The organism is Microbacterium sp. NPDC096154 (genome assembly GCF_040302945.1).
Taxonomy (GTDB): Bacteria; Actinomycetota; Actinomycetes; order Actinomycetales; family Microbacteriaceae; genus Microbacterium.
The window spans coordinates 458662-470579 of record NZ_JBEOSM010000002.1 but is presented as its reverse complement, the minus strand read 5'-3'; the positions used below and the strand labels follow the sequence as shown (position 1 = coordinate 470579).

General features: G+C 69.5%; 8 protein-coding genes. 4 read left to right on the top strand and 4 right to left on the bottom strand.

Going from position 1 to position 11918, the window contains the following annotated elements; genetic code table 11:
* Nucleotides 1–269 precede the first annotated feature (269 nt).
* Entirely contained in the window at nt 270–932 is a 663-nt protein-coding gene (locus ABTW64_RS04745; protein ID WP_350619698.1) for a zinc metalloprotease, read from the top strand.
* A 1-nt stretch (nt 933) separates the two neighbouring features.
* Nucleotides 934–1698 carry a hypothetical protein gene (locus tag ABTW64_RS04740; protein ID WP_350619696.1) on the top strand — a complete coding sequence of 255 codons (765 nt, stop codon included), beginning with the start codon at nt 934–936 and terminating at the stop codon, nt 1696–1698.
* A 569-nt stretch (nt 1699–2267) separates the two neighbouring features.
* On the opposite strand, the gene ABTW64_RS04735 is transcribed toward ABTW64_RS04740, so the two are convergent.
* On the bottom strand, nt 2268–4373 hold the full coding sequence (locus tag ABTW64_RS04735) for a PhoX family protein (protein ID WP_350619694.1): 2106 nt from the start codon (nt 4371–4373) through the stop codon (nt 2268–2270).
* 105 nt (nt 4374–4478) lie between these two features.
* Nucleotides 4479–6122 (bottom strand): phosphoglucomutase (alpha-D-glucose-1,6-bisphosphate-dependent), encoded by a 1644-nt coding sequence (gene pgm / locus ABTW64_RS04730; protein ID WP_350619692.1) that lies wholly within the window; start codon nt 6120–6122, stop codon nt 4479–4481.
* A 239-nt stretch (nt 6123–6361) separates the two neighbouring features.
* On the opposite strand from pgm, the gene ABTW64_RS04725 reads away from it, so the two are divergent.
* Both ABTW64_RS04725 and pheA read left to right on the top strand, forming a co-directional pair.
* Nucleotides 6362–7573, top strand: a complete 1212-nt coding sequence (locus ABTW64_RS04725) for an MFS transporter (protein WP_350619690.1) — start codon at nt 6362–6364, stop codon at nt 7571–7573.
* Nucleotides 7574–7643: 70 nt separating this feature from the next.
* Nucleotides 7644–8597: a prephenate dehydratase gene (gene pheA / locus ABTW64_RS04720; protein WP_350619688.1), complete on the top strand. Its 954-nt coding sequence runs from the start codon at nt 7644–7646 to the stop codon at nt 8595–8597.
* Between the two features lie 165 nt (nt 8598–8762).
* Here pheA and ABTW64_RS04715 read toward each other — a convergent pair whose 3' ends face one another.
* Together ABTW64_RS04715 and ABTW64_RS04710 are read right to left on the bottom strand one after the other, a co-directional pair.
* Nucleotides 8763–9812 carry an LLM class flavin-dependent oxidoreductase gene (locus ABTW64_RS04715; protein ID WP_350619686.1) on the bottom strand — a complete coding sequence of 350 codons (1050 nt, stop codon included), beginning with the start codon at nt 9810–9812 and terminating at the stop codon, nt 8763–8765.
* A 50-nt stretch (nt 9813–9862) separates the two neighbouring features.
* Entirely contained in the window at nt 9863–11746 is a 1884-nt protein-coding gene (locus ABTW64_RS04710) for a helix-turn-helix domain-containing protein (RefSeq protein ID WP_350619684.1), read from the bottom strand.
* Nucleotides 11747–11918: the final 172 nt, after the last annotated feature.

The window sequence follows — 11918 nt, the reverse complement described above, 5'->3', positions numbered from 1 at the left end:
ACCGGTCACGCTGGCGCCGAAAACACCAACACACCGCCCGACGACACCATTATCTACGCCGCGGACACACGCCATAAACGCGACTGTAGTACTAGGTCCAGATCTTTCGGAGCGGAGCGACAGATCTGGACGAGTGTGGTCGAGACGATTCCGGCGAGTCGAACACTCCCTGTACCAACGAGGCATGGCGGCTGCCATCCCCATCCTTGAGCAGCCGCGTTACCTCGAAAGGATGAGTTCATGACTCAAGTTCGATACGGGCAGGGCCGATGATCGTCGCACCCGCATCTCCTCTGGGCGGCGCGCACACGCGTCGCAGCCGGCTCGCCGCCGCCGCAGTCGTCTTGCTGCTCGCCAGCGCCCTCGCGTTGATGAGCCTGCTGTTCGCACCGAACGTTCCCAGCGCATCCGCCGACGATGTCTCGTTCGGGTCGACGTGCTCGCAGCACACAAGCGGATACAACGCTGCTCCGTGCTTCGCGGATGACGCGAACATGGACTTCTGCACCGCTGTGCCGTGGGACTCGACCTACGGCAACGTCTTCATGGCACGGATGGCATATCTCGACAGCGCGACAGACATGTACGACACCTACACGGCGACATGTGGAGCGCAGACAGACATCGGTGGGTGGCTGAACTCCTCGAAGGAGATCGACCTGCGCGGGTCGACGGTCCTCGGCGCCGCGCTGTGCACGAAGCCACTCGGTGGCTGGGGAAATGGCAAGTGCGACCAGGGGTCACTCGTGGTGCACTCGGCGCTCACCGGCTCTGGCGCACAGTTTGCGAAGACCATGTGTCACGAGATCGGCCACTTCACGGGGCTCTGGCACTACAGCAGCTCCAACCCCGGCAGCTGCATGGTGAGCGGAGCGAGCAGCCTGACCACCTATAGCACCGCCGAGCGTGCGCTCATCAACGGGAGGTACTGACATGATGCAATTCACCCTCGACAAGCGGCGAGGCACATTTTTCCGCGGCATCGCGGTCGCGACGGCCGGTCTCGTGGCTCTGAGCATCGCTGGGTGCTCCGCGGAGGTGGCTGAGAAACCGGAGGGCACCGAGTCAGCGAGTCCCCACATCCAGTCGGACGCCCTCACCGTGTCGACCCGGATGGCGGATTACCTCCCTGGCTACGGAATGCTCGACGCCGACGCGATTCCGTACTCATCGGTATCGGAGATGGCGGAGGACGCCGACTTGGGGGCATCCGGCACGATTGCGTCATTCTCCTGGGGGCGTTTCGACCGTCATCGTGGCGAGGCGACCGACAGCGTCGACTATGAGCCGATCATCGTCAAGCTCGAGGACCCTGAAGTGCTCAGCGGCGACCTTCCGCACGACTTCGACGGGAACCTCTACATCGCGCTCCCGGGATTCGGCACGCTTGAGGAGCACGAGCAGGGGCTTCCGATCGGCACGAGAGTTACGTTCTACGGCATCGACCTGGAGCAGCCCGGTCTGACGCTCCTAGAAGGAGCTCCCGAGGGGCAGAACGTGTACAACGTGATCCACCCGGCGAGCCTCGCGGTCGAGGTTCCCGCAGTCGATGTCGTCTCGCGCTCGGCGATCGCTGGGGAAACCGTCGTCGTGTTCCCCCTCGCTGGTGTTGTTGCGCCGGATGTTCAACTCGATGATGTGGAACCGGGAGATCAGCTGCCTGACTTTGACGCTCTCGCTGAAGAGCAGCACGGTTGAGGAACCCTTTCCCCTTGATGCTGATCTGAAAGGGGGTGCCTCGCTCCGGGGAGGGCGAGGCACTCGCCCCTTTCGTCGGCTTCAGCCGGCGAGTTGGCGGGTGTGAGCGAGTCGGTAGGACTCGGTGCCGGTTTCGATGATGGTGGCGCGGACGGGGCCGCAGCTCGCTTCTGTGCACCTGGGTCACCCAGAGCACCGACGACGGTACGTTCGCCCCCGGCTCGGGAACGGGTGAATGGGCGACGCCACACAGACATGTGCGAACAACAACGCCGTGGCCTGGCGAGGTCGGGTAGACGTCAACCTCACTGACTGGGCGGATCCGTACGGATACGACTAAGCGGATGCGGATGAGGAGGACGACTTTCCCAGGGAACAGTACGCGGCGGCCGCGCGACTGCGGGGGCTGCAGGTTGAGGCGTCGCAACTCCGCGAGCTCCCCGTCAGGGTGATGCTGTCGGACGACCTCGCCCCGGTTCACGAGTTCTGATCGCCGTGCGCCGCGACACGACGAAGCGGCCCGGTTTCCCCTGATAGACCGGGCCACTCCGAGCATCGGATGAAGCGCGTCAGGCGCGCGTCACCTGGATCACCGACGGGCGGGGGCCGCCCCACTTCCCGCTGCGCAGCGCGCCCGGCTCGATGTAGTCGGGGAAGTACGAGTTCTGGGCGCCCCAGCTGCCCTCCTCGCCCGGATGCTGCACCGCCACGAACACGCTCTCGTCCTCGTCGTGCACGACCGGCCCGCAGGTCTCTCCGTCGCGCGGCACCGACAGGAACTGCTGCACGCGACCGCGCTCGGGGCCGGTGAGCGGCACGCGGAACAGGCCGTCGTTGTAGCCGATCGTGCTGGGGGCGCCGTCCGTCGAGATCCACAGGTTGCCGCGCGAGTCGAACGTGATGTTGTCGGGGCACGAGATCGGCGACACCTTGTCGGCGGGGAAGCCCGCGAAGTACGTGTACGCGTTCTGAGCGGGGTCGCCGCACAGCAGCAGGATGCTCCATCCGAACCGCGTCGATGTCGCGTCGCCGCGCGCCTCGGTGATCTCCACGATGTGGCCGTCGCGGTTGGAGTTGCGCGGGTTGGCCTCGGTCGCGCCCTCCTTGCCGGCCTTGCCGCGATCGGTGTTGTTGGTGCACGCCACGTACACGCGGCCCGTGTGCGGGTGGGGTTCGACGTCCTCGCAGCGGTCCATCTTGGTGGCGCCCACCGCGTCGGCCGCGAGTCGCACGTTGACGAGCAGCTGCTCCACCGTGAAGCCCGGCACGACGCTGCGGTCGTCGATCATGAGCGGAACCCACTCGCCCGTGCCGTCGAACGCGCCGTCCGAGGGCAGGGCGCCGGTGCCGGTGATCTCGTCGACGGAGTCGCCCGTGAACTTCGCGACGTACAGCGATCCCTCGCTGAGGAGGGTCTTGTTGTGCGCGCGAGCCTTGCGGCTGCTGCCCGGCTGGAAGCGGTTCTTGGACACGAACTTGTAGAGGTAGTCGAAGCGCTCGTCGTCGCCCATGTACGCGACCGCGTGGCCCGATCGGCTGATCGTGACGTTGGCGCCCTCGTGCTTGAACCGGCCGAGGGCCGTGTGCTTGACCGGCGGCTCGTCGGGGTTCTCGGGATCGATCTCGACGATCCATCCGAAGCGGTTGGGCTCGTTCTCGTAGCCGGGCTGGCGCGCGTCGAAGCGCGGGTCGACGGCCTCCCAGCCGTAGCTCGACGCCCGGTCCGTGAGGCCGTAGCGCTTGTGCTCGGGGCTGGTGCCGATGGCGCGGAAGTAGCCGTTGAAGTTCTCCTCGCCCGACAGCACGGTGCCCCACGGCGTGGTGCCGCCTGCGCAGTTGCCGAATGTGCCGAGGGGGTGCATGCCCTCGGGGTCGTCCACCGTCTTGAGCAGGTCGGATCCTGCCGCCGGGCCCGAGAACACCATCTTCGTGTCGGCCGTGATGCGACGGTTGCGGCGGCCGCCGACGACATACGTCCACGCGTCGCCCTTGCGGCGGCGCTCCAGCTCGACGACGGCCATGCCGTGGGCGGCCTTGGAGACGCGCAGCTGCTCGAGTCGTTCGGCCTCGTCGGCCGCGGGCGGGAACATGATGCCGGCGTTGGTGTACTCCTGGTTGGCCACGAGCAGCGCTCGGCGTCCCCCCGGCTCGACCATGATGTCGAGGTAGTCGTTGTTGTAGCCGAACTGGCGCGCCTGCTTCTCGGCCGTCTGGTGCTCGGGGTCGAACGCATCGCGGCGGCTGAACAGCGGGTCGCCCCAGCGGATGATCGGGTCCCAGCGGAACCCGCGCGGCACGGTGACCGCGTCGACGTCGGCCGGCACCGGGGCGATGGGCTCGAAGCCGAACGCGCGGCCGCCGCCCTTCTGACCCACCACCTGTGCGGTCGCGGCGGAGGCCGGGTCTGCGCCGGCCGCGACGGCCGAGATCACGAGCGCGCCGGCGGCCGCGGTGCCGCCGGCCAGCACGGTGCGGCGGCTGAGGGCGGCCTCGGCGACGTCGCGGAAGTACGGGTTGTCCGACGTGTTCGGAACCGGATGGAAGCACGCGTTGTCGCACTTGTACATGCAGGTGACCGGGCTGCGCTTGCCGTGCGTGCGACCGGTCATCAGCAGGTTGAGCAGCGGGCGGCGACCGGGGGCGGTCGCCTCTTCAGGGGAGGTGACAGAGCTCATGCCCACAGGGTCGTCCCCCGGGTTGAGGTCGGGGCGACGTCCGGGTGAACAGCGGGTGACGGCGCGGCGTGTCCCGGTGGGGAGATCTCCCCACCGGTACATGGCTCAGTCCTCCAGCGCGGCCGCCACCACGGCGCGGGCCTCATCCTGCACCTGGCGCAGGTGCTCGTCGCCCCGAAGCGACTCGGCGTAGAGCTTGTAGACGTCCTCGGTGCCCGACGGGCGCGCCGCGAACCACGCGTTCGCCGTCTGCACCTTCAGGCCGCCGATGGCGGCGCCGTTGCCCGGAGCGTGCGAGAGCTTGGCGGTGATCTCCTCGCCCGCGAGCGTCGTGGCCGTGACCGCGTCGGGGCCGAGCTTCGCAAGGGCGGCCTTCTGCTGCGGGGTAGCGACCGCATCCACGCGCCGGTACGACGACGAGCCGTACTCGGCCTCGAGCTCGGCGTAGCGCTGCGACGGGGTCTTTCCCGTCACGGCGAGCATCTCGGCGGCCAGCAGGCACAGCAGGATGCCGTCCTTGTCGGTGGTCCACACGGTGCCGTCGGTGCGCAGGAAGGACGCTCCCGCCGACTCCTCGCCGCCGAACGCGACCGAGCCGTCGAGCAGCCCGGGCACGAACCACTTGAAGCCCACCGGCACCTCGAGCAGCGGACGGCCGAGCGCGGCCGTGACCTTGTCGATCATCATCGACGACACGAGCGTCTTGCCGACCGCCGCATCCGGCGACCATCCCGGACGGTGCGAGAACAGGTAGTCGACCGCGACCGCGAGGTAGTGGTTGGGGTTCATCAGCCCCGCGTCCGGCGTCACGATGCCGTGACGGTCGGAATCCGCATCGTTGCCGGTCAGGATGTCGTACTCGGCCCGCTTCGCGACGAGCGACGCCATCGCCGAGGGCGACGACGGGTCCATCCGGATCTTCTCGTCCCAGTCGAGGGTCATGAAGCGCCAGGTCGGGTCGACCTCCGGATTCACCACCGTGAGGTCGAGGCCGTAGTGCTCGGCGATGAGCGCCCAGTAGTCGACCGACGCGCCGCCCAGCGGGTCGGCGCCGATGCGCACGCCGGCGCTGCGGATGGCCTCCATGTCGATGATCGACGCGAGGTCGCGCACATACGCATCGCGGAAGTCATAGGTCGGGATGGCGCCCGCGTCGAGGTCGGCGAAGCGCACGCGCTTGACCTTCTCGAGGCCGCCCTCGATCAGCTCGTTGGCGCGGGCGGCGATCCAGGAGGTGGCGTCGGTGTCGGCGGGCCCGCCGTGCGGCGGGTTGTACTTGAAGCCGCCGTCCGCGGGCGGGTTGTGGCTCGGCGTCACCACGATGCCGTCGGCCCGCCCCGTGTCGTCGGGCGCCAGCGCGCGGTTGTGGGTGAGGATCGCGTGGCTGAGCGCCGGGGTCGGAACCCACGAATCGCGCGAGTCGATGCGCACGTCGACGTGGTTGGCGACCAGCACCTCGATCGCGCTGCGCTCGGCGGGCAGCGACAGCGCATGCGTGTCGCGGCCGAGGAAGAGCGGGCCGTCGATGCCCTGCGAGGCTCGGTAGTCGACGATCGCCTGGGTCGTGGCGAGGATGTGCTGCTCGTTGAAGCTGCCGTTCAGGCTCGAGCCGCGGTGGCCGCTCGTTCCGAAGGCGACCCGCTGGCCGGGTTGCGCCGGATCCGGGACGCGGTCGTAGTAGGCGCTGATGAGCTCGTCGACGTCGACAAGATCGGATGCTTCGGCGGGGAGTCCGGCTCGGCTCGTCATGCGGGACAGTCTTCCACGGCGCCCGCCGCCGGGCCCATTGGCAATCGACCGCTTGACACGCGGGCTGCGGATCGTGCAGTCCCATTCAGCGGGACGAGTTCTCCGTGTGCGAACGCTGCGCGTGTGACCATGACGCGTCCCCCTCCCCCCGGCTCAGAGATGAGCCCTGCTTCCGCCTGCTCGCAGCCGAGCGGCCTGAAAGGACGAACACGTCTATGTCGACTGACGCGAAAGCGCCCATGACGAACACCTGGATCGCCATCCTGTGCTTCCTGATCGTGGTCTTCGAGGGGTACGACATCGTGGCTCTCGGAGCCACGATCCCGGTGCTCACCGACCCCGAGGTGGGCGGGCACTCGGTCGACGCGATGAACTGGGTCAACACGTTCTCGCTGATCGGCGTGGGCATCGGCGCCGCGTTCATGGGGCGCCTCGCCGACCGCTTCGGGCGCCGTCGCCCGCTGCTGATCGCCGTGCTCGTCTTCTCGATCTTCACCGTGATCTTCCCGCTCATGCCCGACCCGGTGCTGATGGGCGCATCGCGCTTCATCGCCGGTCTGGGCCTCGGCGGCTGCATGCCGGTCGCGCTCGCGATGATGCAGGAGAACGCCCCCGTCGGACGCCGCGCGCTGGCGAACAACCTGCCGATGGTCGGCTACCACCTGGGCGCCGTGCTGGCCTCGCTGACCGGCCGCGCCGCGGGCGCCGAGTGGTCGTCGCTCTACTACCTCGGCGGCGGCCTGGGCGTCGCGCTGCTCGCCGTGCTGTGGTTCAAGCTGCCCGAGACCGCGCCGCTCGCGCCCGGATCGGATGCGCCCCGCAGCTCGTTCGCCGACGTCGTGAAGCCCGCGTTCCTGCGCTCGTCGATCGGCCTGTGGATCGCGGCGTTCATGGGCCTGGTGCTCGTGTACGGCCTGAACGCCTGGCTGCCCAAGATCATGGGCGCCGCGGGCTACCCCGTCGCCGACTCGCTCGTGATGCTGTTCGTGCTCAACCTCGGTGCGATCGTGGGCCTCGTCATCAGCGCGTTCGCGGCCGACGCCAAGGGCATCAAGGGCGTCGCGATGCTGTGGTTCGCCGCCTCGGCCGTGTTCCTGGTCCTGCTGGCCATCCCGTTCGGCAGCCAGGTCGTGCTCACCGCCGTGATCTTCGTCACAGGCGTGTTCGTGTTCAGCGCCCAGGGCCTGATGTACGTCTACGCGGGCCACATCTACCCGCGCGACCTCGTGGCAACGGGCATCGGCCTGGCCTCGGGCATCGGCCGCTTCGGCGCGATCGTCGGCCCGTACATCACGGGCCTCATGGTCGCGGCCGGCACGGCGTACCCCGGGGCGTTCTTCCTGTACGGCGGGGCGGCCGTGATCGCGGTGCTGGTCATCCTGCAGATGCCCAACCCGCGCAAGGCCGTCAAGGGCGCCGCCGACGTGGACGCTCAGCGCGTCTCGGCCTGATGACGTCGAACCGCCCGGGGCCTCACGCGTCGGGCGGTTCGCCGTCCGGGGCGGGTCTAGGCTGAAGCCCATGCCGTCGGATGCCGCTCCTCGTCGCACGTACAGCTACCTGGGCCCCGCCGGCACCTTCACGGAGGCGGCGCTCGCGCAGGTGCCCGAGGCGCGCGGGCAGGTGTGGCGCCCCGTGCACAACGTGGGCGAGGCGCTCGCCGACGTGGCGCACGGGCGCAGCGACGCGGCGATGATCGCGATCGAGAACTCGATCGACGGCGGCGTCTCGACCGCGCAGGATGCGCTCGCCCGCATCCCGAACCTGCGCATCGTGGGCGAGTACCTGGTGCCGGTCGACTTCGTGCTGGTGGGGAAGCCCGGCACGAGGATCGAGGACGTGCAGCTCGTGAGCGCGCATCCTGTCGCGTACGCGCAGTGCCTCGGATGGCTCAGCGCGCACCTGCCCACGCACCAGCACGTTCCGGCGGCCAGCAACGTGGCCAGCGCCCTCGGCATCCTCGACGGCTCGAGCCCCGCCGACGCCGCGATCGCGACGCCGGGCATCCGCGACCATCACGACGTGCAGCTGCTGGCGGAGGGGCTGGGCGACAACCCCGACGCGGTGACGCGGTTCGTGCTCGTGACCGGGCCGACGCCGCCGCCCGCCCCCACCGGGGCCGACAAGACCAGCGTGATCGTCGAGCTGCCCGAGGATCGCGCGGGCACGCTGCTCGAGATGCTCGAGCAGTTCTCGACGCGCGGCATCAACCTCAGCCTCATCCAGTCGCGCCCCATCGGCGACGCCCTGGGACGCTACCGGTTCGTGATCGACGCCGACGGGCACATCCTGGACGAGCGGATGGCCGACGCCCTGATGGGTCTGCGCCGCTTCAGCCCCAACGTGGTGTTCCTGGGCTCGTACCCGCGCGCCGACCGCGCGATCGTTCACTACTCCGACCGCTACAGCGACGAGATCTTCGTCGAGGCCCGCGACTGGCTGCGCGGCCTCATCGCGGGCGAGCCGGACGCCTAGCGCGTTTCGACCCGCGGTCCGGGACGCCCCCATCCCGCGGCGTCCGTCCCCCGCCGCAGGGTCCGCCGGCCCCGTGGCGGCTCAGCCCGATCGTTGACTAGCGCCGGGCGAATTCGCTTGCGTCGCCGACGCAAGCGAATTCGCCGAACGCTAGTCAACGCATGGTTACAGCGACCGTGCCAGCAGCTCGAGCGTCTGCACCCGGCCGGGGGAGGCGTCGAGGGGCTCGGAGTCGTAGGAGCCCGCGGCGGGCGAGATCATGACCTCGTCGACGTCGTGGCGGGCGGCGAAGTCGCGCAGCTGCGCGGCCACGTCCGGCCCCGTGCCCACGAACCAGCGCGCGCGGTTCTGGTCGACCATCGACTGCTCGAGCGGATCCGACGGGTTGGCGAGCGCCTCGTCCACCGTCTCGAGGGCGCGCATCGGCTTGTTGGTGCGCAGGCGCGCGAACTGGCGCAGCTGGGGCAGGGCCCGGGCCTCGGCCTCATCCTGCGTCGGCGCGGCGACGACGTTCGCCGTGATGAACGTGCGCGGAGCGGCGCTGTGCTCGCCGGGCTGGAACTGCGAGCGGTACAGGTCCATGGCGCGCTCGAGGCCGTCGCCGGCGAAGTGGTTGGCGAACACGTACGGCAGGCCGTATGCGGCCGCGAGGGCCGCCGAGTAGTCGCTCGACCCCAGCAGCCAAACCTCCGGCACGCCTGTGGCGGCGGGGGTCGCGTGCACGCCGTACTCGCCGCCGCTCGTGAACCGCACGGTCGCGCCCTCGGCGCTGACGAGCTTCAGGATGTCGGTGATGTGCTGCGGGAACTGCTCGACCTCGCTGGTCGTGCCCGAGCGGCGCAGCAGCTGCGTGATGACCGGATCGCTGCCGGGTGCCCGCCCCAGGCCGAGGTCGACACGGCCGGGGGCGATGGCCTCGAGCGCCGCGAACTGCTCGGCGACGATGAGCGGCGCGTGGTTGGGCAGCATGACGCCGCCGGATCCGATCCGGATGCGCTCGGTGCGCGCCGCCGCCGCGGCGATCAGCACCGGAGGAGCGGTGGATGCGACGGCCGGCATGTTGTGGTGCTCGGCGAACCAGTAACGCCGGTACCCCAGCGCGTCGGCCCGCTGCGCGAGCGCCATGGAGGCGGCCACGGCCTGGACGCTGGACTGACCGGTGCGCACGGGCACGAGGTCGAGCACGGACAGGGCGGGGATCTTCACGTCGCTCATCCCCTGCCCCAACCGGCCGGGCGGGCGTCGCATTCCCGAGGGCGGCGATGTCAGCGCCGCGCCGCCGGCCGCTCGTCGAGGCGCTCGAGGTGCAGCGCCAGCTGCAGGCACAGCCGCTGCTCCGGATCCTCCAGTGACAGGCCGGTGAGCTCGGCTATCCGCTTCAGACGGTACTTCAGCGTGGACACGTGCACGTGCAGCCGCTGCGCGGTCTGCAGGGCGCTCCATCCGGTTGCGAGATGCGTCTCGAGGGTCGCGACGAACTCGCCGCCGCGCTCGCGGTCGTACCGGCGCAGCGGGCCGAGGTAGCGGTCCGCGAAAGCGCGGCGTTGCGCCGGGTCCAGGTCGGTGATGAGGGCGTAGCTGCCGAGCGACTGCAGGTCGACGTCGGCGCCCAGCCGCCCCATCCTCACACCGATGTCCAGCGCGCGTCGGGCCTCCTCATCCGAGGCCCGCACAGCGTCCGCGCCGACAGCGGCGCGCCCCAGGCCGATCGTGAGCCCGATCGCGTCCGCACCGACGAGGGGCCCGCGCGTCATCCGGATGGCCTGCGACAGCAGGCGCCGCACCTCATTCGTGAACGCCGTCGCCTCGAGCGCTTGATCGGGCCATTGCACGACCATGAGAAGTTCGCGGTCACCCAGCGGCATGACGGTGTTCTCAGCGAAGCGGCTGCGCAGGAGCCGGTGCAGATGCCGCGAGAACAGCAGCAGGTCGCCGAAGTCGCGTGGATCGTCGGCCTCGAGCCGCGCGCGGAAGACGCGCAGGCGGCGCCGCAGGTCGATGCCCAGCGCGCCGGCGGAGTGCTCGATGCGCTCCTGGTCGTGGTCGCCTGCGCTGAGCGCGCCTACGAAGTCTCCGAACAGACGCGTGTGCGCCTCGAGGCGCACACGGTCCTTGATGAACTCGAGCGCGATGTGCAGACAGGCCTGCTCGATCAGGTCGAGCTCGATGGGGCCGAAGCCGCCGCAGTCGGCGAGGCAGCACAGGTAGCCCAGCCGCTCCTCTCCGGAGTGGATCGGAGCCAGCGCGATGGCCACTCCGTCGAGCTCGACCGCTCGCGTGCGCAGGCCGAGCGCGTCCCGCGTGGCGATCGCGACGACCTCGGGCACGTCGCAGTTCTCGGGCACATCGCCGCGCTGGGCGACGAGATTGCCGAACCGGTCGAGCACCACGATCGGCGCGCCCAGCGCGTCGCAGACGACCCTCACCAGCCCCGTCACGCCCTGATCCGTGAGGTGCGCCTGCAGCAGACGATCACGGTGGCCGAACAACCGCTGCAGATCCGCGTACTGGCGCTCCACGACGTCGTGCAGCCGTGCCAGTCGCGTGCTCTGCTCACGCTCCTGTTGAAGCAGCTCACGCTGCCGCGCCTGGTGCTGCACGTTGCTGAGGGCGACGCTCGTGATCGATGCGACCACCGTTGCAAAGGCGATCTCGTCGGCCGCGAAGAGCTTGGGCTGCGGCGCGCAGAACCAGATGACGCCGACCTCTTCATCGTCGAGGTACAGCGGCAGGATGACGATGGAGCGGAAGCCTCGGGCACTCGCGTCGGCGCGCACCAGAGGGAATCGCTCGTCCTCCAGAGCGTCGTAGATCACGAACGGCTCGTGGCGTTCGACAGCGATCCATGACGGACTGTCGAACAGCGTCCACTCGCTCTCCGGCAGGGGCGGAGCGTTCTCCGCGAAACCGGAGGAGGTGTGGCTGCGCAGCCCGTTGCCCTCGACGTCGAGGATGCCAGCCCAGCAGATGCTCCAGGGGCCGTACTGCGTGACGGCGTTTACGATCCGCTCGAGCACCTGACGCGCATCGCCGACGCTGTTGGCCTCCTTCGCGATCTGCTCCAGCACGAGGAGGAACGCCTGCGCGTCCTGCCAGGGGGCGGGCGGAGCGGCCGCGTCGGCGGTTCGGATCGCACGGGAGTCCCGCATCAGTGGAGCCCGATCGCTTCCGGCAGCATCTGAGCATCATGGCACGCGCTCGGGCGTGTCTCGAGGGCTTCGAGCTCTCGGATCGGACGAATGGACGGCGGTTCTTTCACCCGGCCGGACGAGGAGTCGCGCGGTCGCCCCTCACTACGTTGAGTCGCACCTGATCCCCCAC